General features: G+C 67.0%; 25 protein-coding genes and 2 pseudogenes. 6 read left to right on the plus strand and 21 right to left on the minus strand.

What is annotated here, in order from left to right; all coding sequences use genetic code 11:
- The 10 genes and pseudogenes from CHINAEXTREME_RS18345 to CHINAEXTREME_RS21950 form a co-directional block, all read right to left on the minus strand.
- Positions 1–1,131: a bactofilin family protein gene (locus CHINAEXTREME_RS18345; protein WP_007140783.1), complete on the minus strand. Its 1,131-nt coding sequence runs from the start codon at positions 1,129–1,131 to the stop codon at positions 1–3.
- Between the two features lie 69 nt (positions 1,132–1,200).
- The gene (locus CHINAEXTREME_RS18350; protein WP_007140782.1) at positions 1,201–2,736 is read right to left on the minus strand and encodes a dihydrolipoyl dehydrogenase; all 1,536 of its coding nucleotides are present in this window, start codon (positions 2,734–2,736) and stop codon (positions 1,201–1,203) included.
- A 64-nt stretch (positions 2,737–2,800) separates the two neighbouring features.
- Complete coding sequence (locus CHINAEXTREME_RS18355) at positions 2,801–4,045, minus strand: M20 family metallopeptidase (protein WP_007140781.1); 1,245 nt, start codon at positions 4,043–4,045, stop codon at positions 2,801–2,803.
- Positions 4,046–4,185: 140 nt separating this feature from the next.
- Positions 4,186–4,563: pseudogene (locus CHINAEXTREME_RS18360) on the minus strand (helix-turn-helix domain-containing protein); the annotation flags it as partial.
- A 94-nt stretch (positions 4,564–4,657) separates the two neighbouring features.
- A complete protein-coding gene (locus tag CHINAEXTREME_RS18365) occupies positions 4,658–5,038 on the minus strand; it encodes a DUF7575 domain-containing protein (protein ID WP_029601587.1) in 381 nt (126 codons plus the stop codon).
- A gap of 74 nt (positions 5,039–5,112) precedes the next feature.
- Positions 5,113–6,138, minus strand: a pseudogene (locus CHINAEXTREME_RS18370) (formate/nitrite transporter family protein); the annotation flags it as partial.
- Between the two features lie 289 nt (positions 6,139–6,427).
- The gene (locus CHINAEXTREME_RS18375) at positions 6,428–6,961 is read right to left on the minus strand and encodes a DUF2243 domain-containing protein (protein WP_007140777.1); all 534 of its coding nucleotides are present in this window, start codon (positions 6,959–6,961) and stop codon (positions 6,428–6,430) included.
- A 187-nt stretch (positions 6,962–7,148) separates the two neighbouring features.
- Positions 7,149–7,556: a helix-turn-helix domain-containing protein gene (locus tag CHINAEXTREME_RS18380; RefSeq protein WP_007140776.1), complete on the minus strand. Its 408-nt coding sequence runs from the start codon at positions 7,554–7,556 to the stop codon at positions 7,149–7,151.
- A 96-nt stretch (positions 7,557–7,652) separates the two neighbouring features.
- A complete protein-coding gene (locus tag CHINAEXTREME_RS18385; protein ID WP_007140775.1) occupies positions 7,653–8,696 on the minus strand; it encodes a sulfite exporter TauE/SafE family protein in 1,044 nt (347 codons plus the stop codon).
- Positions 8,697–8,843, minus strand: coding sequence for a DUF7512 family protein (locus CHINAEXTREME_RS21950; RefSeq protein ID WP_007140774.1), 147 nt, complete (start codon positions 8,841–8,843; stop codon positions 8,697–8,699).
- Positions 8,844–9,198: 355 nt separating this feature from the next.
- Between CHINAEXTREME_RS21950 and CHINAEXTREME_RS18390 the strand changes: the two genes are divergently transcribed.
- On the plus strand, positions 9,199–10,044 hold the full coding sequence (locus CHINAEXTREME_RS18390) for a universal stress protein (RefSeq protein ID WP_007140773.1): 846 nt from the start codon (positions 9,199–9,201) through the stop codon (positions 10,042–10,044).
- 7 nt (positions 10,045–10,051) lie between these two features.
- On the opposite strand, the gene CHINAEXTREME_RS18395 is transcribed toward CHINAEXTREME_RS18390, so the two are convergent.
- The 7 genes from CHINAEXTREME_RS18395 to CHINAEXTREME_RS18425 form a co-directional block, all read right to left on the minus strand.
- Entirely contained in the window at positions 10,052–10,606 is a 555-nt protein-coding gene (locus CHINAEXTREME_RS18395; RefSeq protein WP_007140772.1) for a class I SAM-dependent methyltransferase, read from the minus strand.
- A 75-nt stretch (positions 10,607–10,681) separates the two neighbouring features.
- A complete protein-coding gene (locus CHINAEXTREME_RS18400; protein ID WP_007140771.1) occupies positions 10,682–10,969 on the minus strand; it encodes a hypothetical protein in 288 nt (95 codons plus the stop codon).
- Positions 10,969–11,970: a cytochrome d ubiquinol oxidase subunit II gene (locus CHINAEXTREME_RS18405; RefSeq protein ID WP_007140770.1), complete on the minus strand. Its 1,002-nt coding sequence runs from the start codon at positions 11,968–11,970 to the stop codon at positions 10,969–10,971. The genes CHINAEXTREME_RS18400 and CHINAEXTREME_RS18405 overlap by 1 nt, the downstream gene beginning before the upstream one ends.
- Positions 11,963–13,387 carry a cytochrome ubiquinol oxidase subunit I gene (locus tag CHINAEXTREME_RS18410; protein WP_007140769.1) on the minus strand — a complete coding sequence of 475 codons (1,425 nt, stop codon included), beginning with the start codon at positions 13,385–13,387 and terminating at the stop codon, positions 11,963–11,965. Before CHINAEXTREME_RS18410 ends, CHINAEXTREME_RS18405 begins: the two co-directional genes overlap by 8 nt.
- Positions 13,388–13,601: 214 nt before the next feature.
- Positions 13,602–14,246: a DUF1641 domain-containing protein gene (locus CHINAEXTREME_RS18415; protein ID WP_007140768.1), complete on the minus strand. Its 645-nt coding sequence runs from the start codon at positions 14,244–14,246 to the stop codon at positions 13,602–13,604.
- A complete protein-coding gene (locus CHINAEXTREME_RS18420) occupies positions 14,246–15,388 on the minus strand; it encodes an NAD(P)/FAD-dependent oxidoreductase (RefSeq protein WP_007140767.1) in 1,143 nt (380 codons plus the stop codon). Before CHINAEXTREME_RS18420 ends, CHINAEXTREME_RS18415 begins: the two co-directional genes overlap by 1 nt.
- A gap of 1 nt (position 15,389) precedes the next feature.
- A complete protein-coding gene (locus CHINAEXTREME_RS18425) occupies positions 15,390–15,629 on the minus strand; it encodes a sulfurtransferase TusA family protein (RefSeq protein ID WP_049918404.1) in 240 nt (79 codons plus the stop codon).
- Between the two features lie 224 nt (positions 15,630–15,853).
- On the opposite strand from CHINAEXTREME_RS18425, the gene CHINAEXTREME_RS18430 reads away from it, so the two are divergent.
- Positions 15,854–16,294, plus strand: coding sequence for a thioredoxin family protein (locus CHINAEXTREME_RS18430; RefSeq protein ID WP_007140765.1), 441 nt, complete (start codon positions 15,854–15,856; stop codon positions 16,292–16,294).
- Positions 16,295–16,363: 69 nt separating this feature from the next.
- Entirely contained in the window at positions 16,364–16,900 is a 537-nt protein-coding gene (locus CHINAEXTREME_RS18435; protein WP_007140764.1) for a DUF1684 domain-containing protein, read from the plus strand.
- Between the two features lies 1 nt (position 16,901).
- Here the strand turns inward: CHINAEXTREME_RS18435 and CHINAEXTREME_RS18440 are convergent, their stop codons facing one another.
- From CHINAEXTREME_RS18440 to CHINAEXTREME_RS18450, 3 genes are all read right to left on the minus strand, one after another.
- Positions 16,902–17,471 carry a VIT1/CCC1 transporter family protein gene (locus tag CHINAEXTREME_RS18440; RefSeq protein WP_007140763.1) on the minus strand — a complete coding sequence of 190 codons (570 nt, stop codon included), beginning with the start codon at positions 17,469–17,471 and terminating at the stop codon, positions 16,902–16,904.
- Positions 17,472–17,480: 9 nt separating this feature from the next.
- Positions 17,481–17,774: a DUF211 domain-containing protein gene (locus CHINAEXTREME_RS18445; protein WP_007140762.1), complete on the minus strand. Its 294-nt coding sequence runs from the start codon at positions 17,772–17,774 to the stop codon at positions 17,481–17,483.
- An 86-nt stretch (positions 17,775–17,860) separates the two neighbouring features.
- A complete protein-coding gene (locus CHINAEXTREME_RS18450; RefSeq protein WP_029601588.1) occupies positions 17,861–20,437 on the minus strand; it encodes a calcium-translocating P-type ATPase, PMCA-type in 2,577 nt (858 codons plus the stop codon).
- Between the two features lie 194 nt (positions 20,438–20,631).
- Between CHINAEXTREME_RS18450 and CHINAEXTREME_RS18455 the strand changes: the two genes are divergently transcribed.
- The 3 genes from CHINAEXTREME_RS18455 to CHINAEXTREME_RS18465 all read left to right on the plus strand — a co-directional run bounded on the left by CHINAEXTREME_RS18455 (position 20,632) and on the right by CHINAEXTREME_RS18465 (position 23,763).
- The gene (locus CHINAEXTREME_RS18455; RefSeq protein WP_007140760.1) at positions 20,632–21,975 is read left to right on the plus strand and encodes an MFS transporter; all 1,344 of its coding nucleotides are present in this window, start codon (positions 20,632–20,634) and stop codon (positions 21,973–21,975) included.
- 66 nt (positions 21,976–22,041) lie between these two features.
- Positions 22,042–22,917, plus strand: a complete 876-nt coding sequence (locus CHINAEXTREME_RS18460; RefSeq protein WP_007140759.1) for a universal stress protein — start codon at positions 22,042–22,044, stop codon at positions 22,915–22,917.
- A gap of 48 nt (positions 22,918–22,965) precedes the next feature.
- Positions 22,966–23,763, plus strand: a complete 798-nt coding sequence (locus tag CHINAEXTREME_RS18465) for a ZIP family metal transporter (protein WP_007140758.1) — start codon at positions 22,966–22,968, stop codon at positions 23,761–23,763.
- Here the strand turns inward: CHINAEXTREME_RS18465 and CHINAEXTREME_RS18470 are convergent, their stop codons facing one another.
- On the minus strand, positions 23,764–24,927 hold the full coding sequence (locus CHINAEXTREME_RS18470) for an inorganic phosphate transporter (RefSeq protein ID WP_007140757.1): 1,164 nt from the start codon (positions 24,925–24,927) through the stop codon (positions 23,764–23,766).
- Positions 24,928–24,938: the final 11 nt, after the last annotated feature.

Below are 24,938 nucleotides of genomic sequence, written 5' to 3' on the forward strand. Positions count from 1 at the left end.
TCAGGAACTCACCTCGGAGCCGGCACCCTCGTCTCCGACCTCGTCGAGCGTCGTCTGGCGACCGCGGGCGGATCCGCCGCGGCGCGCCCGGTAGGCGTCCCGCAGGCCGAACGCGAGCGCACCCAGCCCGAGCAGCAACGCGACGAACTCGAGGAGCCCCCCGAGGATCGGGACCAGGCCGAGGAGCGCGAAGGCGACGAGGCCGACCACGAGCGCGAGCCACCGGTTGTCCGCGCCGGCGAGGCCCAGCGCCCACGTAGCGATCGCGAACTGGCCGTAGACCGCGGCGACCCAGATCGCGAGCCCGAAGGCGAACGCACCGAGGATGGCCAGCGGGATCCCGACGATCGTGATGGCGGCGGCGGCCAGGGTGATCGGCACGGCGATCAGCGTCAGGAACCCGACGCCGCCGGACGCGACCGGTCCGTCCGCGACGCGGCCGGCGATGCCCGAAGAGAAAACCGGGAAGACCGCGAGCAGGATCGCCCCGAGCAGCAGGTTTGCGAGGAGCCCGTACACCGTTCCGACCCAGTCGGGGACGGTGAAACCCCCGCCGATCCCGCCGACGTCGTCGCCGATCCCGGGGTCCTGTACGACGCCGTTCGCAACGGTCGCGTCCGGATCCTCGGTGAAGCTGTCGGCGTCGTAGCGGAACTCACCGCCGACGTCGGCGTTCGGCCCCAGCACGATCGTCTCGGCGCCGGCACGCACGTCGCCGTCGATCGTCCCGTCGACCGAGAGGTAACCGGTCCCGGCCTCGAGGTCGCCGCCGATCCGGCCCGTCTCACTGACGTCGACGTGACCGCCGCCGACGGCGACGTCGCCGCCGACGTCACCGTCGATGCGGAGGCTCCCCGCGGCGGCTTCGATCGATCCCTCGACGGTTCCACCCTCGACGACGTGGATGCTTCCGGCGGCGCCCGAGATATCGCCCGTGATCGTGCCACGAACGACGACCGATCCGGCGATGCCGTCGATACCGTCGACGGTTTCGCCGTCCTCGACGACGACCGTCCCGGAGACGCCCTCGAACGACTGGGCGGCGGCGACGCCCGCACCGAGCGAGAGCGACAGCATAGCGACGAAGGCGAGCACGACGATCCGACGGCGAAGCGAACGACTGCGGTTCATACTGATCGGTTCGACCGCATCGCATATGTATCTGTGTTGACGTTCTCGAGCGGCGGGAAACCGTTTCGCTCACTCGTGGTCGTGGCTGTGCTCGTCCTCGTGGTCGTGATTGTGGTTATGATGGGTATGCTCGTGCCCGTGCCCGTGTCCGCGCTCGTGCTCGTGCTCGTGCTCGTGAGCACCCGGACCCCGACGCGTAAACTGGCCCGCGAACCCTCGATCGACCACCTCCGACAGCGCGGGATGGATATGGACCGACTCCCGGATGTCCCACACCGTCCCCGTACCGGCCGTCATCGCCACGACGACCTCCTCGATGAGGTTCGACGCCTCGGGACCGAGGATGTGACAGCCCAGGATCTCGCCCTCCGGCTCGATGATCGCCTTGACGAACCCCTCGGCGTTCATCGCCTGGCCGCGGGCGGTGTCCTCGTACCGATACGTCCGCGTCGCGTACTCCCGGTCCGCCTCCCGGAGCTCCCCCTCTCGAGCGCCGACGCCGGCCACCTCGGGCGAGCCGAACACGGCGAAAGGCATCGCCGAGTAGTCGACCGGCTCGAGTCCCTCGCTGAACAGGTTCCGGGCGACGGCGCGGGCCTCGTGGTTTGCGTTGTGTTTCAGCAGGTACTCGCCGACGATGTCGCCCAGCGCCCAGACGCCGTCGGCGCTCGTCCGCAGGTACTCGTCGGTCTCGACGAACCCGCGCTCGTCGGTGTCGACGCCCGTGGCCTCGAGGTCGAGCAGGTCCGAGTTGGGCCGACGGCCGGCCGCGATCAGGAGGGTGTCGCCGGTCACCGTCACCGGGTCGTGTGCGTCGGGGTCGTCCCACACCGGCGGATAGGGGCGCGCGTCGACGGCGACCTCGCCGCCGGACTCGCTCGCGGCGACGGCTTCGTATCCGGTGTGGACCTCGAACCGGTCGGCGTACCGCTCGGTGAACGCGGCGCCGACCTCCTCGTCCGCCGCTGGGAGCAGGTGCGGCCGCCGGCCGACGATCGACACCTCGCTACCGAAGGTACCGAAGAAGTGCGCGAGTTCCGCCGCGATGTAGCCGCCGCCGACGATCATCAGCCGATCGGGCGGCGACTCGAGTTCCAGCGCCTCGCGACTCGTGAGATAGTCGACGTCCTCGATCCCCTCGATCGGCGGGATCGCCGGACGGGTACCGGCCGCGACGAGAACCGTCTCCGCGCTGAGACGTCGGCCCGCGTCGGGCCCGTCGACGACCTCGAGGGTTCGATCGTCGACGAAGCTGCCCTCGCCGCGCAGCAAGTCGTGTCGGTCGGAGGACCGCAAGCCCCGCTCGATCGACTCGGCACTGTCGGCGACGTCGTCGTTGACCTCGCGGACGATCTCCGCGAACTCGACGTCGGAGACCTCGGCGTGGATGCCGAACTCCTCGGCTCGCTCGACGGTCTCGAGCACTTCCGCGTGATACAACAGTTGCTTCGACGGGATGCAGCCGCGGTTGAGACAGGTCCCCCCGAGCGGCCCCTTCTCGACGACGGCGACCGACTGGCCGCGGTTCGCCGCCGCGTTCGCGACGTCGAGGCCGGAGCCGGAGCCGACGACCAGGAAGTCGACTTCCGTGTCGTGCGTTTCCATATCTCTATCACAGCCGCCGACGGTCGTTAAACCGAGGGCTGAAAGCGCCGCCGAACGGTTACGATTACGAAAAAGACGCGAATGCGCCGGGGAGCCGGGCGTACGCCTCGGCCGTCGCGGCGAGGGCGTCGACGGTCGTGTACTCGTCGCAGGCGTGGGCCGTGTCGGTTGCGACGGCGAACTCGACGGTCGGAATCCCGGCGTTTCGCAGTTGCTTGGCGTCGCCACCGCCGGTCGCACTGCGTCGGAAGACGTCCTCCTCGAGGACGTCCGTCGCGACGCTCCGGGTCGCCGCGACGACCGGCGCGTCGGGGTCCTCGTAGGTGCCGACGCTCCAGCCGACGTCCGCGATCGAGACGCCCTCGTGGTCCACGAGCCACTCGCGAACGTCGGCGAGGACGGCCGGGGTCTCGACGCCGGGTGCCAGCCGGACGTCGAGTTGGGCCGTCGCTTCCCGCGGCACGCTGTTTACCGCCTCGCCGCCCTCGAGCGTCCCCAGGTTGACCGTCGGTCGCTCGAACAGCCGGCGTGCGGTCCTCTCGCCCATCGCCGGGGCGTAGTAGTCGACCGACTCCTCGAGGACGGGTTCGACGGCCCCGGGGACGGATAGCCGGCGGGACTCGAGTCGACCGCGGACGTCCTCGAGGGCCGCCCAGAGGCGATCGATCGCGTTCTCGCCCAGCATCGGACGTGAGCCGTGGGCGGCCTCCCCGGTAGCCTCGAGGGTGAGCCAGATGCTCCCGCGGTCTGCGACCGTGATCGACGCTCGCTCCGCGTCGCAGGTCGGTTCGCCGATGACGCAGGCGTCGGCCGCGAGCCGATCGCGCTCGAGGAGGGCCCTGACACCCGCCTCGCCCGCGATTTCCTCGTCGCTGACGAACACGAACGAAAGCGTCACGGGCGGCGTCGTTCCGGTCTCGACGTACGCGCGGGCGACTTCGACCATCGCGGCGACCGCGCCCTTCATGTCGGTGGTGCCGCGACCGTAGATTCGATCGCCGACGCGCTCCCCGAGCGGGTCGTACGACCAGCCGTCGGGATCGTAGGGGACCGTATCGAGGTGCCCGAGGAAAAGCAGCGTTCGCTCGCCGTCGCCCGGCAGGGTCGCGAGCAGGTTCGGCTTTTCAGGGTCGGTCGCCACCCGGTCGGTCTCGAGGCCGAGGTCGTCGAACCACGACTCGAGGAGGGCGACGCTCTCGCGGGTGTTTCCGGGTGGATTCGTGGTCTCGAGGCCGACGAGCTCGAGCGTGCGGTCGGCGACCGCGTCGCGTCGGTCCTGAAGGGAAGAGATGGTCGAAGGGGACCTCATGGGTTGCGGTCCGTGTCCGTGTCCGTGTCCGTGTCCGTGTCCGTGTCCGTATCCGTGTTCGCGTTCACGTTCACGTCGGTCCCAGCTTCCGTTCCCGTTCCCGTTCCTGTTTCCGTTCGTTTTCTGGTCGCTTCTATCCCGTCCGCGTCCCCGTACTTGTCCTCGAACTCCCGGACGAGCTGGGCCATCTTCGCGTACCAGTCGTTGAGTTTGCGCTGCATGTCCGCGGCGACCTGAGAGGGATCGGCCGGCGAGTAGACGTGATAGTAGCCGCCCTGGTCGTAGTTGACCTGCGTCTTCCGGACGATTCCGCTCTGGAGCAGTCGCTGGACCGAGCGGTACGCGGTGGATCGCTCCCGTCCGACCCGGTCGGCCACCTCGTCGATCGTCAGCGGATCGTCCGCCTCGACGAGGGCCCGAAAGCAGTCCCTGTCGAGTCCCTTGAGGCCGTGGATACACTCCAGTAGCCCCTCACACGCCATCTCCCCCTGGAGTTGGTCGGCCATCGAGTTTGCCATGATCGTACGATACGGTACGTTCCCGTCCCTGATAATAGTTGTGTGCGTTCTACACAATTTAGTACAATTCGAATTGGAGACGGCGCGTGGGGAGTCAGTCCGCATCGTCGCCGGTCGTCGCTTCGGTCCCACACCACGGGCAAAACGCCAGGTCCGCCTCGAGTTCGCGATAGCAGTTCGAGCACCGGACCGCGCGTTCGGCCTCGAGACGGAGATTGTGTCTTGTAGCGAGCGCGTAGGCATCGATGGCGCTTGCGAGACCGACGGCGGCGATCGGAGCAACGTCCCGTACTCCGGCCGTCCCGGGGTTCGCGAGCGCCGATTCGGGGACGAAGGCGACTCCAACCAGTAGCGACAGGGCGACCCATCCCACCGCACGCAACCATCGGCGGACGTACACTTGGCCGAGTCCCGTTGCCAGCAGCGTGAGAATGGCGGCGAGCCACGGCCGCTTCGCGGACGAGCGTCCATCCATGTATTGACTGAACAGTTAGTCAGTAGTAAGCCTTCTGCCCTCCGATCGGGTCCTCCCGACTACTCCGCATTCTCCCGGCCGGCCGCCTCGAGCAGGGGAACGTATGCTCGACCGACGAGGCTGCCGAACGCCCACTCGCGGAGCGAGAGGCGACGCGTGATCCCCTCGAAGCGGGCCGACTCGAGCCGGCGTTCGCTCGTCTGGTTGTAGTTGACGACGGCGACGAGGAGGACGCCGCCGAGCGTGTTCCCGAGCAACACCGGCAGCACGAACCCGACCAGTCCGGTTGAAAAGGCAACCTCCCCGGCGAGTGTCGCGTACGAAAGCTCGGTGAAGGCGGTCACCACGTGAAACAGGTTTCCCACTGGAATCGCCAGAAACGCCATGTACACGACGACGATCCGGGACAGCGTGTCCCGAACGGCGAACGAGACCCAGACGACGCCCGCGACGATTAGCCCGGCGAACGCGGCCTTGAAGAACAGGCTCCACCAGCCGACCTCGAGCCCGTGGGTTCCGAGGTGGACGCCGGCCTCGGCTGCCTCCCCGGAGAGGACGCCACCCCACGCGAGTGCTGCCGCGCCGAGGAACGCGCCGAGGAAGTTACTCCCCAGGACGACCAGCCAGTGGTGCAGGAGCGCCGGCACGCTCGCGAACCGCTCGAGCGTCAGCGCGACCGGCGGGAGCGTGTTCTCAGTGTACAGCTGATAGTCGCCGATGATGATGTTGATGAAGCCGAGCGGATACAACAGCGCGCTCAGTATCGGGTGGCCGTCGGTCGTCCCGTACAGGGACGCATAGAGGAGGAAGGTAAGCGTGATCGCAAACCCCGCCGCGAGCCCGCTGAAGAACAGTTCGCGAGTCCCGGACGTAATCTCCTCGTCTGCAGCGGCGACGATCCGCTGGAACACCTCGTCCGACGAGAACCGATCGTGAACGACCGAACCGGCCGCCGGAGCACCGCTTCTGGAGCGCTCGACGGCGTTTCGAACGGTCTCCTCTCGACCGGTCGTACTCCCCGTCGCTTTTCCGTTCGTCGTGTCGGTATCGGTCCGCCAGTCCGCCGGCGAACCGGTGTGATCGTCTTCAGGAGAACCCATGATAGATCCGAATCCGAGGATTTCTACCGCCTGATCGTCCGGATCCGGGCAACGACGGAGCCGGAACCCGGCCGGCGGATCGAATTCACTAACTAATCGGTCAGTTAGCGGCATAAATGGTTCGATCGGCTCCTCGATGTGGTAGCCAGGAGGAAAACCGAGATCACACGATTCGACGGATCGATTCCGACGACCACCGTGCCGCCGACGTGAGCCCCGATGCGCGGCGACTCGGATCCCTGTGACTCACCGCGACGATCGGGGCCGACACACCGGAATCTCGAACGGGTCAATCGCTTGCTGCAGGGTCCTCCCGCGGTCCGGCGACGGTCCGGTCGTCGAGTCGGATCACGGCGTACCCGCCGGCGATGAAGAGGACCCCGGACAGCAGGAAACCGACGTCCCAGAGGAGGGCACCGCCCGGCCCGTCCGGCCGGACGTGGTGGATCCCGAGCAGGTGGTGGTTGACGATCCCCTCCACGAGGTTGAATACGCCCCAGCCGGCGATCGTCGATCCCAGGAGCGCCCGTCCGGAGGACGGGACGTTCGACCGCTGCCACGCACGTACCAGGAGGACGACCCCGCCGACCGTAAAGAAGAACGTGGCGGCATGAAAGAACCCGTCAGCGACGACGTTCAGCCGTAGATCGGCGAGGACGGTTGGATCCGTCCGTGCCGAAAGCATGTGATGCCACTGCAAAATCTGGTGCAGCACGATCCCATCGACGAACCCGCCCAGTCCGATCCCGAGGACGAGACCGGCCCGGACGAGCGGTTTCACCCGTTCGTGCAGTCCGAACCACGTATTGTCGTCGCTGGCCATACCGAACCGTCGCGGGTGAGCAAAAAGCGTACACTGCTGTCTGGTGCAAGCGTTTCTCGGACGCGAAGAAATAGCGCTCTCGAGTTCCACTTACCGATCACCGGTCACCGGATGACCGAAGTCCCGTATCGGATCGCGACAGTGCCTGCTCGAGCCTCGAGCCCCAGCTTCACCCTCGAGGGCGGCGTTATCCCCCGGCGGGAATCTCGGTGCCAGCGTCGGCGTCTTCGTACTTGTCCTCGAACTCCTGGATGAGCTGGCCCATCTTCGCGTACCAGTCGTTGAGCTTGCGCTGCATGTCGTCGGCGATCTGGGACGGGTCCGTCGGGTAGTAGACGTGATAGTAGCCGCCCTGGTCGTAGTTGATCTGTTCCTTCTGGATGAAGCCGCTCTGGAGCAGTCGCTGGATCGAGCGATACGCCGTCGAGCGTTCGCGGTCGACCCGCTCGGCGACCTCGTCGATCGTCAGGGCCTCGTCGCTCTCGACCATCACCCGGAAACACTCCTTGTCCAGCTGTTTCAATCCGTGGATACACTCCAGCAGACCCTCACACTCCATGTCCTGCTGAAGCTGTTCCGCCATCGAACTAGCCATCTTACCAGGGGTAGGGGCCGAGCCGGTATAAGGGTTGTGCGAATATTGTACAACCTCGAGAAACCGCTTAAATAGCGGTGGATACCGTCGAATCGGTCAGTCTGCGGAGGCCGCGGCCGTCTTCGCCTGGCGTCGCATCGTCATAACCGTGCTGTAGATCACGGCACCGCCGACCATGAACGCCGAGAGCAGGATCAGGGCGAAGCCGACCGTGTTGAACGCCTCGATCCCGAAGTAGTCCCCGGCCTGCTGGAACGCAACGGCGACCGCGCCGCCCAGCAGCATCAGCCCGAAGTAGATCTTGATGTCGTCCTCGTTGACGATGCTGGTCGCGGCCGAGCCGATCCGTGCGCCGAGCGCGCTCCCCGCGAGCAGCGGCGCGACGATCGAGAGGTCGACGCCGCCGTTGAGCCCGTAGGTGAACGCCCCGAACCCGCCCGAGAAGACGATCTCGAACAGATCGGTCCCGACGGCCACGGGTACCGGAACCCCGATGAGGTAGAACATCGCGGGCATCCGGATGAATCCGCCGCCGACGCCGAGGAAACCCGACAGCAGTCCCGTGGCGAACGCGACGCCGAGGATCATCCACAGCGAAACCTGGATACCGCCCGCGATCGTCATCATCGGCGGCACGCGGTACGACTGGATCTTCTTGGCGATATCCGGGATATCGTCGGCATCGATCTCCTCGTTTGCGGCCTCGTGGTGGCCACCTCCGCCGGAGCCGTCACCGCCGTCGTCTTTGAGTGCGTTTCGGGTGACGAACAGTCCGATCGTCCCCAACAGCCCGACGTACGTGATACCGATGACCCCGCCGGCGAGCCCGAGGTCCTCGAGCCGATAGACGAGGAGGCTACCGACCTCGATGCCGGCGGTCGTGCCGACGATCATCAACCCGCCGAGCTTGTAGTCGACCTGCCCGAGGTCGTGGTGTTTCAGCGTCGCGATCACGGCCGTCCCGAAGACGAAAGCCATACCGCTCCCGACGGCGACACGGGCGGGATACCCCATCACGAGCAACGCGGGCGTGACGAGGAACGAGCCGCCCATGCCGAAGAAGCCGAACAGCACGCCGACCATGAAGCCGAAGCTCACGAACAGCGCGAGCGTCGTCAGTGCGATTCCAAACGGTTCCATCTATGCGTGCTTGAGTCGGTCGACGACTGGCGTTGCGACCCGCTCGAGCGCACCGTACCCCACGTAGAGGACGATCGCCTCGAGGAGGACGGCACCCACGAGAGCGCCTGCCTGTACCGGTTCCGAATACGTTGCGAGGTCAATCATCGGTATCGACCTCCGTGACTCAGTTGTGTGCGGATCATGGTTTTCTGCTCAGTTCCGTCTACCCGTGGGATGCCTATAACGCTTTTGGGCTAAGTGTACAATATTACTGCGATCAATCACACGGCTATCCAACGGAGATATTCGGATAAGTTATGGAGATACCGGGGATCGACTTTCGCCGGCCCCTGATCGTCGCGCGCGCTACCTGGGGAAAGGCTATCGAGCGGCGGAAAAACTAATCGGGTTACAAACCAGTTCGGCCTCGTCCGGTCGTACTAAACGGCTTTCGTGGCGAATCGCGGCCCCAGTATTGAATCACCGAAACAATATTGTTACGTCGTCACGTACGACGCGTATGAAAGCGCTCTGTGCAACCGACCTCTCGGCCGCCAGCGAGGCGACGATCGAGAACGAAACCTGCCTCGAGTGTCTCGGTCGGATCGGCGTCGAAGAGATCCACCTCGTGACCGTCATCCCGTCGAACGTCCACGTGGGGATGCCCGGAATGGACTTCGAGAAGCGACGCGAAGAGGCGCTGTCACGGTACCGACAGGTCATCGAGGACGCCGGCTTCGACGTCGAAACGCACGTGGTGCGGGGGACCCCGCACCGTCGGATCACCGGTATCGCCGAGACGATCGGCGCAAGCATGACGATCGTCGGCTCACGGGGGAAGAGTCCGCTCGAGAACCGGGTGATCGGCTCGACGGCCCGCAACCTCGCGCGGACGACGGTGACGCCACTGCTCGTCAACCGGGTCGAACGCGAGGCCGACGACCCCGACGTGGTTCGCCAGCACCTCTTCCAGCGGATGCTGTACGCGACGGACTTCTCGGAGAACGCCGACCGGGCGTTCGAGGCGTTCTCGTACCTCCGTCACGCGACCGATGAGGCGACCCTCGTTCACGTCGACACGCCGAAGGATCCCGGCCTCCCCGAGGACCAGGAGCCGGCGGACCGCCTCAGGGAACTGGCCGGTCGGCTCGAGGACTGGGGGATCGAGACGCGAACGGACGTGCGGACGGGGGATCCAGCGGACGAGATCCTCGCCGCCGAAACCGAATACGACCCGACGACGATTCTCGTCGGCTCCCGCGGACACAGTCGGCTCCGACGTCTGCTGCTTGGCAGCGTCTCCGAGGACATCGTGGCTCGAGCCGACGGCAACGTGTTGCTCGTGCCGCCGGAGCGGACGGCCTGAACGGCCGTCAACGACGGGCGACGACTGCCAGCGTCTCCGGCCGGTCGTGGACCCGCTCGACCGTGAACCCCGCCCGCTCGAGTTGTGCCACCACCTCGTCGGGACCGAACCGCTCCTCGACCGGCGGCCCGTCCTCGCCGTCCCCCGTGGCGGACCAGTCGACCGTGACGAGTCGCCCGTCCGGCCGGATCACTCGGGCGAGTTCCGCGAGCGTCTCGTCGTCGGCGTACTCGTGGTGGGTCATCGTCGAGAACGCGCCGTCGAGGCCGTCGTCGTCGAACGGCAGCGCGGCGACGCCGCCCGTGACGAGTTCCACGTTCTCCGCCAGTCCAGCCTCGCGGTGGTACTCGTGCATCTCCTCTTGAACGTCGACGGCGTACAGCGTCCCGACGAAGGGAGCGACGTCCCGCGAATAAAAGCCCGTTCCCGAGCCCAGGTCGGCGACGACGTCGTCGCCGGATGGATCGAGCATCTCGAGCAGTTCCTCTCGCGAACAAAACCGGTACCGCGACGGGTCCTCGAGCGCGTCGGCGCGATCGACGGGAAACGTATGAAAGCCCATGCGTGGTAGTCGAGGGCCGAGTGCAATACGGTACCGATCTGATGGGAACGGACGGTCTCACCGCCACTGCCACCGTCACTCGGGAGCCCGGGTGCTCGAGGCGCGAAGCCATCCCTTGACGAGTTCGTTCACGTTATGAAAGACGATACCGACGGTGAGCAGCGACACCGCCAGATAAATCACGAATCCGGGCGGCCCCTCGACTGCGGCCCCGAGGAATCCGCCAGCGAGACCGACGAGGGTAAGCTCGAACCAGGTCACAAGAATCCGGGAACTCAGTCGCGGCGGTGTGGCGACGGGCTCGAGCGACGATCCGTCATCGGGGCCAGTGGGGGCGTCGCCGCGGTCGGTGTCGGGGCACATCAGTACGACTCACCCGCTTCGATCGGGCCGCTGAACGCGGAGTAGAGGACCACGAAGTAGACGAACACGAGCGGAAGCAGGACGGCCGCTCCGATCGACATGAGGTTGAGCGGCAGCGTCGAGACGATGGCCGACTCGACAGTCAGTCCCGCGACCGGATCGATCGTCGGATACAGCAGGCCGGCGACGATCGCGACCAGGGCGAAGACGAGCCCTGCGGCGGCGCCGAACGCGACGTAGTAGCGGTCCGTTCGCGTCGCCGCCGCGTACACCCCGGCGAACGCGAGCGTAGCGACGACGAGTGCGGCGATCGGAACGGAAAACAGGTCAGGGCGCAACGCGGGCGCCGTCCAGTAGACGGCACCCAACGTCACCACGACCAGTGCGAGATATGCCGCGAGCGCGTAGTAGCCGGCCGTCTTGAGATCGACCCGGAGCTCACCTCGCGTCTTCAGCCGGAGGAACGCGACGCCGTCGACGACGGTCAGCGCGACGACGGCGAGGCCGACGACGATTCCGGGGAGTGTGACGATCGCCGTCGCGCCGAACAGCCAGTTCGCGGTGAACATGCCCAGGAAAAACGGAGCCGTGAGACTGCCGACGACGAAGGATCGGCCCCACCAGCGTTGCCAGGCCTCGTCGTGGCGCTGCTCGTACATTTCGGGGGCGAGTCCACGGAGGATGAGCGCCCCCAGGATAGCGAACATCAACAGGTAGTGGCGGCTGAACAGGTTGGCATAGACCGCCGGGAACGCAGCGAACATGGCGCCGCCGAAGACGACGAGCCACACCTCGTTGCCGTCCCAGAACGGCCCGATCGCGGCCAGCAACCGTTCCCGCTCCTCCTCGTCGTCGCGGGTCGCGAACAGGACGCCGACGCCGAAGTCGAACCCGTCGAGGAACAGGAACAGAGCGAAGATGAAAAACAACAGTCCGAACCAGAGGTCGGGAAGGGGAAGCCCGAATAGCGGCTCACTCGAGAGCGACGCCGGATCAGTCATCGCCGCTCACCTCTGGTGCGGTCGCGTCCGATCCCTCGGTGGGGGTCACCGACGCCACGTCCGGCGGACCGGCCCGGACGATACGGACGACGACGTACGTATACAGCGCGAGCAGTCCGAGGTAGACGACGGCGAAGCCGACGAGTGTCACCGTCGCTTCGGTCCCGCTCAAGCCTGACGAGACGCCCTCGCTCGTCCGCAGCACGTCCTGAATGACCCACGGCTGGCGGCCGACCTCCGTGACGATCCATCCCAGTTCGACCGCGACGATTCCGAGCAGCGTCGATCCCATCAGCGCCTTGTGGAGCAGGTCGTCCTCGAGCAGTTCGCCACGCCACCAGCGGTAGCCGCCCCAGACGGCGAGCAGGACGAACCAGAACCCGAGCGCGACCATGATCCGAAACGCCCAGAAGACGAGTGCGACCGGCGGCTGCGGGCCTTCGAACTCGTTCAGTCCCTGGATCGTCGCCTGCGGATCGCCGCCGCTGGCGAGCCACGACGCGCCGCCGGGGATGCCGATGCCGAAGATATCCTTGGCTCGCGGATCGAGCAGGTCCTGAAGGCTCGTCGGAAAGGCGACGATATACTCCGGAACGTACGCATCGGTCTCCCAGACGGCCTCCATCGCGGCGAACTTCTGGGGCTGGGTCTCGAAGACGTGTCGGGCGTAGAGGTCGCCATGAAGCACCTGCAACGGAGCGGTGATGAGCAACGCGACGATCCCGATTTTGAGCGTCGTTTCCCAGAACTCGACGTCCTCGATGGGGTAGCCCCAGACGTGGTGGCGGAAGATGAAGTAGGCACCGAGTCCTGCCATGAACAGGGCGACCGACTCGACGGCCGCGTTCTGCATGTGAACGAACATCCACGGGAACCTGGGGTTTGCGTAGGCAGCGATCGGATCGACCAGGTGAACGATCGTCTGTCCGTTCTCCGTCGCCAGTTCGTAGCCCCTCGGCGTCTGCATCCAGGAGTTGGCGATCAGGATCCAGACGGCCGAGAGCCACGTTCCGACGCCGACCGCGACTGCCGAGATCATGTACAGGACGTTGCCCACCCGGTCACGTCCGAACACGAAGATGCCGAGGAACGTCGCCTCGAGCATAAACGCCATCATCCCCTCGAGAGCGAGCGGACCGCCGAACAGTTCCCCGGCAGTCGTCGAGAACGCCGCGAAGTTGGTTCCGAACTCGAACTCGAGGACGATGCCGGTTACCGTGCCGACGACGAAACTGACGGCGAAGATTCGCGTCCAGAACCTGCGCAACTGCTCGTAGATCGGCTTCCCGGTTCGAATGTCTTTCCACGTGAAGTAGACGAGAAACGGGGCAAGCCCCATGCTCATCACGGGAAAGATGATGTGCACGATGGTCGTGAGCGCGAACTGCAGCCGACTTCCGGTGACTGGATCGATCATGTCGTGAATGTGAACCGTGGCCGGAAACGATGCGATTCGAATCGGAACTGCCGTCGGCTAACGGTAGGGGTCGGTCGGGAGTAGCGTTTCGGGTTCGAACGTCGAAATAGGAAGTTTTGACGCCCTATACGCGAGTTTGGTCCGAAAGCCGTCGACGAGCCATGGGAGGAATGGGGAGGACCGGCGGAATAGCGGGTAGTGGCTCAACGCTGAACTATCGTCCGAGCCGTTTCCCGATCCCGCGGGCGACGGCGATCGCGAATCCGAGGCCCCGGCGGACGTTCAGGTCCCGGAGGGCGCTCACCAGCCCGCGGAATCCGACCGGTTCCGGTGGGTCGGCGCTCGCCTCGCCGACGGCCTCGAGCAGCGACTCGAGCGTTCGAACCGTGTCCTCGTCGCTCGCGGTGTCCGCCAGTTCGCCGAGTCGCGTCCCGGTCGCCGCGAGGTCGGTCACCATCCCGTCGTCCATCGCGTTCGAGGCCAGCGCGGCGAGGTCCGCCAGCGCGACGAGGTCGTCGAGCGTCCCCGACCGCTGTAGCCGGGCGAGCGTCTCGAGTGCGTCCGCGAGGTCGTCGGCGTTCTCCCCGGTCGCCTCGCCGAGCCGTGCGACCTCGTCCGTCGCCAGCCCGTCCGCCGCGGCACCGAGGTTCGTCGCGGTACCGGACAGTTCCTGGACCATGCGGTCGTCCATCGCGGCCGTCGCCAGGTCCGCCGTGTCGAGGAGGTCGTTGACGACGTCGAGTCGCTCGAGGAACCGCGCGACTTCGTCGGGGTGCTCGGCGATCAGTTCATCGAGTTCCGCCGGCGGTTCGGTCCCGGCGTCGGCCCCGGGTTCGGACTCGGCTTCGGTCTCGGACATCAGAGTAACCCCCGTGCGGTCAGCCAGTACGACTCGTTGTACCCCAGTTTCGCCCAGTGCAGCGGCGTCGACGGCTCACGGACGTACGGCTCCTCCCCGTAGCCGAACTCGATGAACGTCGCCTCGTCCATCCCGGCCTCGAGGAAGCAGACGGTCTTCCCGTCGTAGGTCGCCGTCGGAACCGTCCCGCGGACGCGGCTGGCGATCCGGTCGGCGACGACGCCCGCCTCGTAGTGGGCGACGCTGCCGGCCTTGCTCGTCGGGACGTCGGCGGTGTCGCCGATCGCATAGACGTCCTCGGCCGCCGTGGCCTCGAGCGTGTGCCTGTCGACGTCGACCCAGCCGTCCTCGCCGAGGCCGGCCGCGGTTACGAGGTCGCTCCCCCGGTGGGGCGGGATCGCCACGAGCAGGTCGTACGCGAGTTCCTTGCCTTCGACGGTCTCGATGACCTCGGCGTCGGGATCGACCTCGTCGACGTTGAAGAACGTCTCGAGGTTCACGTCGCGCTCTTCGAACAGGTCGCTCGCCCAGTCGGCGATCGGCTCGAGGCCGTGGGCGCGGTTGATCGGGTAGGTGTAGGTGAGTTCGACCTCCTCCCGCAGACCGCGCTCGCGGAGCCAGTCGTCGACCATCAGGACGAACTCGACGGGTGCGGCCGGGCACATGTGCGGGACGCCGACGACGCTCAACACGAGGTGTCCCTCGGTGAACGCGGCCAGTTCGTCCCGCAGCGCCTCGGCACCGTCGGGGCCGTAGAAGTGGTGGCCACCCTCCGCCAGGCCGGGAACGGCTTCGGGCTCGAGGGTCGCGCCGGTCGCCAGCACGAGCTGATCGTAGGATAGTGCGGTCGCCCTCTCGGCCAGCGACAGCTGCTTTCGCTCGGTGTCGACGTCGGTGACTTCGTCGATCGTCAGCGTCACGCGCCGGTCGACCAGCTCCTCGATCGGCCGTTTCGCGTCGTCGACCGTCTTCTTTCCGAACGGGACGTACAGGAAGGTCGGCTTGTAGACGTGGTGCTCGTCGGCCGTGATCAGCCGGACGTCGACCTCGCCGGCCTCGATCTCCGGCTGAAGTTCGTCGGCGAGCCGGTTCGCGAGCACGGTACCGCCGGTTCCGCCGCCGACGATGGCGACTCGGTGCATCTCAGTTCACCTCCAGGTAGATACGCCACTCATCGTCCAGTTCCTCGATCTCGAGCAGGTCGTGGCCTGCCTCCTCGAGCCACTCCGGAACGTCGGTCGTGGAGTTGCGGGCCGTGGTCTGCAGTTCGACCACGGTGCCCGGCTCGAGCGTTTTCACCTTCCCGATGAGGTCCATCAGCGGGCCGGGACACGTCGCACCACGCGAGTCGATCGTTACGTCAGGGGATATTGCGTTGGACATCGTTCGATCACGTTTGTGTCTATAGTTTTGTGCAATATAAACAATCTCAGTAACCCCTGTCGGCTGGAATCGTCGAAGGGTATATGAGGTCCTCCTCGGATATCACGAACGACCACGGATACGGAGGGCTGGATCAGTCGGCTGCTTCTTCGGTCCGTTCCTGCGACAGATATTGTTTCCTTTGTACACAACCATTATAGTGATCGAGTGCGAACGACTGCGTGATGGCTGACTCCCAGAACGGAAATCTCGACGACGAACGACAGCGGATTCGCGAAAAGAAAAAGCGCGAACTCCAGAAGCGCCTCGAGGACGGCGAGGAGTCGCTCGAGGACGCCGACGGGACACCCGAAGAGCCGATCCACATCGAGGGGAGCGACCACCTCGACGAGGTCGTCGACGAGTACGACGTCGTGCTCGTGGACTGTTACGCCGACTGGTGTGGCCCCTGTCAGATGCTCGAGCCGACGATCGAAGCGCTGGCCGCCGAGACCGGCGCTGCGGTCGCGAAAGTCGACGTCGACGCTCACCAGCGACTGGCCCAGCAACTCGGCGCGCGCGGGGTCCCGACGCTGGTCCTCTACGCGGACGGCGAGCCGGTCGAGCGGATGGTCGGGGCACAGAACCGCGGGACGCTCGAGGGCCTGATCGAACAACACACGTAACGGCGAGGGCTCGACTCGGCCCGAGGAACGAATCGGACGGACGACCGACGATACGACCACTGCACCACCATGACCACCGACTGGCGACGGGCGCTCGAGACGCAACGCGAGGAGAAAGACCAGTACTTCGGCGAACATCCGCGCTCGCCGTTGCCCGATGGCGAGCGCGAGTCCTTCGACGGCCTCGAGTACTACCCGGTCGACGGCGACTACCGGTTCGAACTCCCCCTCGAGGAGTACGACGATCCCGAACGGGTCACCGTCGGGACGAGCACCGACGGCGAACGGGAGTACCTGCGATGGGGCCAGTTCCGGTTCACTGTCGACGGCGAGGACGTCTCGTTGCAGGCTTACAAGGCCGATCCCGACGACGACCGGCTCTGGGTCCCCTTCCGGGACGCGACGAGCGGGGACGAGACCTACGGCGCAGGTCGATATCTGGACCTCGAGGCCGACCGCCACCGCACCGACGACGGGACCTGGATCCTCGATTTCAACGAGGCGTACAACCCGACCTGTGCCTACTCGGACCGGTACGAGTGTCCGCTCCCGCCGACGGAAAACTGGCTCGAGGTGGCGATCGAGGCCGGCGAGAAGGCCTACTGATTCAGCCCGGGAGGAACAGGTTGAGAATCGCGACGACGATACCGGCCAGCCCCATCCTGACCCCGGCGACGATCCAGTTCTGCTTCGAGATCGAGCCGAGGTAGGCCCCGAACGTAAAGAGGAGGGCGACGCCGACCCCGACGGCGACGAGCGTCGCCTCGAGCAACGAGAAGACGACGCCGTGGCCGAGAAACGGCACTAGCGGGAGGACGATCCCGATCAGGGGGCCGATGCCGCTGGCGACCGCGTTGATCTTGCGTGCACCCTTGCGGCGTTCCTGTACTTCCGTCCCCTCGAGGTCGGTCAACATCGCGCGCTCGATCCGCATCAGTTCCGCCTGCTTCTCGGCGCGTTCGATCTCCCAGACGCTCCAGACGCCGGAGGTTCCGAGCCCGACGGCCGCCCCGAGTCCGATCGTAACGACGGTGAGCCCCTCGTCGACGCCCGAGAGATACGCGCCGACGACGACCCCGATGCTCGTCAGCGTCCCGTCGAACCCGTTGGAGATGAAGTACCGCCGCGAGATGGATCTGACGTCGTCGTCCTCGAGGAGGGTGCGGATGGCGTCCATGCGGTGGCCTCACCGATCCTGCGGCGTGCCGCTTTGCTCGACGAGCCGATCGCCACAGACCACCTGATCGATCGAGTGGACGCTCCCGCCGACGGTCTCGACGGTCCCTTCGACCGCGTCCGTATCGACGTCGTCGCCTTCGATCGTCAGCTTGAGCGTCTGGACCTCGCGGTCGGTCTCGACGAGCACGGCGTTGACACCGTCGACGCTCTCGCAATCGGCGACGGCGGCCGTGAACTCGAGAATGTCGGGCTCGTACGGTTTCAGGACGTCGAGGACGACTCGCCGGATCGGCGGTGTCATGCGCGTGAGGTTCGCGCCGGACGACCTTAGTGGCGGGGGACGGGTTCACCCCCGGTCCCGACCGTCCCGTGAGGAGGAGGGGGCGGTTACCGCTCCAGTCGCCTCGCGACCGACGCGACCCCGAGGTAGCCCGGCAGCGCGACCGCGAGGACGACGGCGAGGATTCCCCAGTCCGTCGGCTCGAGCGGTACCGTCCCGAAGTAGCGGTTCAGCGGCGTGTAAAGCACGGCGAGCTGGAGGGCGATCGAGGCCGCGACGGCGGCCACGAGCCAGCGGTTCGACAGCGTCGGCGTCTCCCGCAGCCAGCGGATCACGTAGAGGCCGACGAACTCGAGGAAGACGAAACCCGTGAACACCATCGTCATCGCGTACGGCGTCGTTTCCGGCGCGCCCTCGAGCGTCGCGAACATGAGCACGAGCAGGACGACGGTCGTGACGGCTCCCATCCCACCGATCAGGGTGACCATCTGCCGGCCGATGATCCCGCCCTCCGGATCGCGGGGCGGCCTGTCCATCACGTCCTCTCCCTCGGGGTCGGCACCCAGTGCCAGCGCCGGCAGCCCGTCGGTCAGCAGGTTGATCCACAGCAACTGGACGGCAGGGAGGATGAGGTAGCCGTACAGCGAGGCGACGAAGACGATCGCCACCTCCGCGACGTTCGCGCTCAGGAGGTAGGCGACGAACTTCCAGACGTTGTCGAAGATCGCCCGCCCGCGTTCGATCGCCCGCTCGATCGTCGCGTAGTTGTCGTCCAGCAGGACCACGTCCGACGCCTGCCGCGCGACGTCAGTCCCGCGGATTCCCATGGCGACGCCGACGTCGGCGTTTTTCAGCGCCGGGGCGTCGTTGACGCCGTCACCTGTCATCGCGACGTCGTGGCCACGGTCCTGCAGCGCCCGGAGGATGCGGACCTTGTGCTCCGGCGACGTTCGCGCGTAGACGTCGACCTCGGCGACCCGCTCGCGGAGCGTCTCGTCGTCCATCCCCTCGATTTCCCGCCCCTCGAGCACCTCGGTGCCGATCCCGAGCGAGTCGGCGATCGCCCGCGCGGTCCGGACGTTGTCGCCGGTCACCATGTTGACGGCGATGCCGGCCCGTTTCGTCGCCGCGATCGCGTCGGCGACCTCCGTCCGCGGCGGGTCGATCATCCCGACCAGCCCGACGAACGTGAGCCCGTCCCCGAGGTCGTCGGCCCCCTCTGGGTCCTCGCGGTAGGCCGTCGCCAGCACCCGGAGCGCGTCGTCCCCGAACCGACGGACCGCGGCCTCGATCCGGTCCCGGCGCTCGTCCGTCAACGCCGCCGGCCCGTCGTGGGTCAGGACTCGATCGCTGTGCTCGAGGACGACCTCGGGAGCGCCCTTGACGTAGCCGACGGTCCCCTCGTCCGTGCGGTGGACCGTCCCCATCCACTTGCGCTCGGAGGAGAACGGCACCTCGTCGGTCCGCGGGTAGTCCGCCGCGAGACGATCCTGCTCGAGGTCGGCCCGATCGGCGGCCTCGAGCAGCGCCCGCTCGGTGGGGTCCCCCTCCTCGAGGGTCGCGTCGTTACAGAGCGCCCCGATCCGCAGGAGCAGTCGCTCGCGCTCCTCGAGGTCGGCCGGGGCGGGCGCGTCGTCGAACTCACGGACGGCGTCGTTCACCCAGAGTCGGCTGACCGTCATCCGCCCCTCGGTGAGCGTGCCGGTCTTGTCCGTACAGACGACGTCGACGGCACCGAGCGCCTCGACGGCCGGTAGCCGCCGGACGAGCGCGTTCTCGGCCGACATCGTCCGGACACCCAGCGCGAGCGTCAGCGTGACCACCGCCGGCAACCCCTCCGGGATGGCGGCGACGGCGAGCGACACGGCGGTCAGCGCCGCCTGGACCGGTTCCGTGCCCCGCAGGATCAACAGCGGCGCGACGAGCGCAGAGAGGACGAGGATGCCGAGTCCGAGGGTCCGCCCCAGTTGGTCGAGGTCCGACTGCAACGGCGTCTGCGTCTCCTTCGTCGCAGCGAGTTCCCGGGCGATCCCTCCGACCTCGGTTTCCATCCCGGTCCCGGTGACCACTGCCTCGCCCTTGCCGCGGGTGACGTTCGTCCCCTTGTAGACCAGGTTCGTCCGATCGGCCAGCGGCGCGTCCGTCTCGACCGCTTCGGTCGACTTCCCGACGGGAACGCTCTCACCGGTCAGGGCCGCCTCGTCGACCTCGAGTTCGGTCGCCTCGAGTAGTCGCCCGTCGGCGGGCACGACGTCACCGCCCCGGAAGACGATCACGTCCCCGGGGACGAGTTCCGTCGCCCCGATTTGGACCTCCTCGCCGTCCCGTCGAACGGTCGCCGTCGGCGCTGCCAGCTCCCGCAGCGACTCGAGGCTTCGTTCGGCCCGGTAGTCCTGAACGAAGCCGAAGATCCCGTTGGCCACGACGATGATAGTGATCAACACGGCGTCGACGGCCTGACCCGCCCAGACCGACAGGACGGCCGCAACGAGCAGGACCCAGATCAGCACGCTGTCGAACTGCGCGACGAGGATCGTCGACGGCGACCGGCCGCCGCCCCGGACGATCTCGTTCTCCCCGTACTCCTCGAGCCGTCGCCGGGCCTCGGCGTCGGAGAGACCCTCCGGACGAGAGTCGAGGGTTTCGAGCACCGCTTCCGGAGAAGCGTCGTGTGGCGACCTCATCCAGTGGACGTTTCTCCCGGAAACCCATAGTGGTACGCCGGTCGGGCCGGTGAAGGCGAGCCACACCGTGAACACGAAGTCGTGGCGCGCAGTAGCCAACGGCAAGCGGTCGATACGGTTCCCGGTTGCGCGGCGATCCGCTGTGCAGCGATCCGTTCGACCGAACGGGCGACCCGGAGGGGACCACGATACCCATGAGTCAGGAACAAGTCACGGTCGATACCGAGGAAACGGGGCCGATAGACACGTTCAGGCAGTTCTTCGCGCTCGAGCGGGACGTGCTGGTGCTCTCGCTTGCGATGTTCGCGTTCAGCCTCGGCTTCCAGATGACCAACCGGTTCATCCCGGAGTACATGGTCGCGCTCGGCGCGTCCGGCTTCGTCGTCGGGCTCTTCGGAACGTTCGGCAATATCATCTCCGCGCTGTACCCGTACCCGGGCGGCGCGATTTCGGATCGGATCGGCTCCCGGTACGCGCTGACGCTGTTCGGGTTGGTCTCGACCGTTGGGTTCGCCGTCTGGCTGTTCGCGCCGACGATCGGCGCGTTCACGGTCGCGGGCGTGATGATCGAGCCGTGGGTCTGGATCTTCGTCGGCCTGGTGCTCGCGCAGGCCTGGAAGTCGTTCGGCCTCGGCGCGACCTTCGCCGTCGTCAAACAGGCGACCGACCCCTCGCGGCTGGCCGCCGGGTTCGCCAGCACGGAGACGTTCCGTCGAACCGCATTCCTGATCGGCCCGGTCCTCGCCGCCGTCCTCATCGACCTCCACCCCGAGTTCACGGTGAGTTTCCGGTACGTGCTGGCGGTAGCGGTCGTCTTCGGTATCGTCGGCACCGTCGTCCAGCACCTCCTCTACGATGCCAGCGAGGACACGTTCGGCGGCGCGTTCGAGGGAATCGGCCGGATCCGTCGGGACCTCCGGGAGATGCCCGCGGAACTCCGGCCGCTCCTGGTCGGCGATACGCTGGTGCGGTTCGCCAACGGGATGGTCTACGTCTTCTTCGTGCTGGTGGTCACCCAGTTCCTCGAGGTCGGCCTCGAGACGACGATCGCAGTCGGCGGGTTCTCCTATGCGGTCGACCTCTCGCCGGCGGCGTTCTTCGGCTACCTGCTGGGCGTCGAGATGTTCATCGCGCTGTTGATCATGGCACCCGCCGCGAAAGCCGCCGAGTACGTCGGACTCAAACCCGTCGTCGCGGTCGGGTTCGCGGTCTACGCGATCTTCCCGGTCGTGCTCATCAATACGCCGCCGAGCGCCGCCGTGCTCGTCGCGGTGTTCGCGTTCTCCGGGCTCCGGTTCGCGGGTCTCCCCTCCCACAAGGCGCTGATCGTCGGCCCGGCCGAACGGGGGGCCGGCGGCCGCGTCACCGGCACCTACTACCTGCTGCGGAACACGATCGTCATCCCGAGTGCGGCGCTTGGCGGCTACCTCTGGGACTTCGTGAGCCCGGAGGTCGCCTTCACCATCGCCGCCGCGATCGGCGTCGTCGGCACCGGCTACTTCCTGGTCTTTGGGAAGGAGTTCGAAGCGTACGCCTGATCCCGGCCACGACCTCCCCCGCTCCACGGGGATAGGCGTATACGACCGGCGGTCGAAGGTCGACGCATGTACGACCTCGTTCTGGTCCCCGTCGACGGCAGCGACGCGGCGACGGCGGCGCTCGAGCACGCCCTCGAAATAGCGACCGACCACGGGGCGACGATTCATCTCCTCTACGTCGCCGACACGAACCGGCCCAGCCTCACTCGGCAGGGGCAGTCGGTCGTCGACGCCCTCGAGCGGGAAGGGGAGGAGGTGATCGCCGACGCGCGGGAGGTGGCCGACAAGTACGACGTCGCCGTCGTCGACGACGTCGTCCAGGGCGATCCGCGGTCCGTGATCCTCGAGTTCGCCGACTCGGAGCCCGCCGACCTCGTGGTGATGGGGACCCACGGGCACCGACCCGGGAAGTACGTTCTCGGCAGTGTCACGGAAGGTGTCGTCCACGAAACCGAAACGCCGGTGCTCGCGGTCCGCGCCGACGACGATGTGCCCGGAGCGTATCCCTACGACGGCGTGCTGGTGCCCACCGACGGGAGCGACCTGGCCCTGGCGGCGGTTCGCCGCGGGAGCGAACTCGCGGCCCGACACGACGCGTCGGTCACCCTGCTCTCGGTCGTCGACGAACCCGCGCTGGGGATCGCCAGCGGCGTCGACTCGATCGCCGATCGGCTGGCCGACGACGCGCGGGATCACCTCGCCGAGGCGGCGACCGTCGCGAGCGACGCGGGGGCAGACGAGGTCGCGACCGAAGTCGAGTTCGGCTCGCCTCCGCGGGAAATCCGTTCGCGTGCGGCAGAGCCGGACGTCGATCTCGTCGTCATGGGAACCCACGGCCGGACCGGACTCGAGCAGCGCCTGCTCGGGTCGGTCACGGAGCGAGTGCTCAGGACCGCGCCGGTCCCCGTCCTCGTGGCGAAGCCGAAGATTCCGGAGGAATAGCCGGCTCCGCTGGTAATTTATACGTCCCGCCCGAGGTCCGAGGTACCGATGGGACTGCTGGAGAACCTCGGGTTCGTCTTCGTCGCCGGATTCATCACGGCCCTCGCGACCGGGGTCGGCGCGCTGCCGTTTTTCTTCTTCGACGACATCAGCGACAGGGGAAACGTCGTGTTGTGGGGGCTCTCGTCGGGGATCATGGTCTCGGCGTCGGTGTTCGGCCTCATCGAGGAAGGGCTGGTCGAGGGAACGCCGCCCCAGATCCTCGCGGGGATGGCCGTCGGCGTCGTGCTAGTCGTCGTCGCCCACGACGTCCTCATGGACGCCGACATCGACCCCCGCGAGTACGAGGAGGCCGACTTCAAGAAACTCGTGCTCATTCTCGGCATCCTGACCGTCCACAGCTTTCCCGAGGGGATCGCCGTCGGCGTCTCCTTCGCGGACCTCGGCCTCGAGGGCGGGACGCAGATCCTCGGCTTTACGGTCCCGGTGCTGGCGATCTTCATGACGATCGCGATCTCGATCCACAACGTCCCCGAGGGGACCGCCATCTCGATCCCGCTGAAGGCCATGGGCGTCTCCAAGTGGAAGATGGTCTGGTGGGCGGTCTTCTCGAGTCTCCCACAGCCGATCGGGGCGGTCATCGCCTTCGCGTTCGTCCGCGTCGCGCGGGAACTGCTCCCCTACGGCTTCGGCTTCGCCGCGGGGGCGATGATCTACCTGGTCCTTTCGGAGTTCATCCCCGAAGCCCTCGAGATCGGTGATCGGCTCCCCAACGGCGGAAAGCCGGAACTCGTCGCGGGGATCGTCCTCGGCGTGGCCGTGATGGTGCCGCTGACGTTCGTCTGATCAGCCGACGACCGCCATCGAGCCGTAGCCCAGCCCGAACGCCAGGAGGAACGACACGATCCAGGCCCCGACCGTGATCGCGAGCTTTCGCGGGCTGACGCCGGCGCCGCCGACGGCGAGCCCCGCGCCGACGATCGCGCTGACGACGATCTCGTTGAACGAGACCGGGACCCCCAGCAGGACCGCCGTCTGGGCGATGAGAAACGAGGGGGTAAGCGTCGCGATCGACCGACGCGGGCCGAGCGAGGCGTACTCCTGGGAGATCGCCTTGATCATCCGCGGCGCACCGGTCCAGGAGCCGACCAGGATGCCGACGCCGCCGCCGAACAGGATGGCAAGCGGCGACACCACGGCAGCGTCGAACAGCGGCAACAGCGGGCCGACCGCGAGGCCGACCTGGCTCGCACCCGCTGAAAAGGCCACGAGTCCGCCGAGTACGAGCAGGAACCGGCGTAACCCGCCGGCTTCGTCCCGGGAGACGTCCCAGCGGACGATGGCACCGGCGAGTACGCCGGCAACCACTGTCACGACGGCTGTGCCAGTCGTCCCCTCGAGCGGCAGGACGCCGGCACCGGCGGTCGCGAGTGTCCCGCCGACGCCCGCGAAGAACGCGAACTCGAGGTTCGCGACGACGGCCCCGACCAGCCCCGCGAGGAGGGGGACGCTGACACGTTCGGGGACGTCGGGTCGGGGAAGGAGACTCGCAATGCCGTAGGCGACACCACCGCCGATAAACGGTGTAAGGAGCCACACCGCGCCGATCTCGGCGTACTTCCCCCAGGCCGGATCGCCGCCGAGGGCGAACCCGACGCCGACGACCGACCCGGTGACCGTGAACGCGGTCGCGATCGGGTAGCCGGTAACGATCCCGATCGCCATCAGGCCCGCGCCGATCAGCAACACGACGATGACGGCGGTCGGCGGGAGCGAGACACCGGCGACCAGGTCGCGGCCGACGGCCTTGGAGACGCTCGCGCCCTGCGTGACCGCGCCGGCGAACCCGAGTATGCCGACGAAGAAGGCGGCCCGCATCGTCGAGACGGCGTTCGCGCCGACCGCCGGGGCGAACGGGGTCGCGCCGCTCGAGCCAGCGCCGATGGCCCAGGCCATGAACAGACTCGAGAGTGCGGCGACGACGAACGTCAGTAGTGGTAGGGGTTCCATTGGAGGGGCGA

This window comes from Halobiforma lacisalsi AJ5, from assembly GCF_000226975.2.
Classification (GTDB): domain Archaea; phylum Halobacteriota; class Halobacteria; order Halobacteriales; family Natrialbaceae; genus Natronobacterium; species Natronobacterium lacisalsi.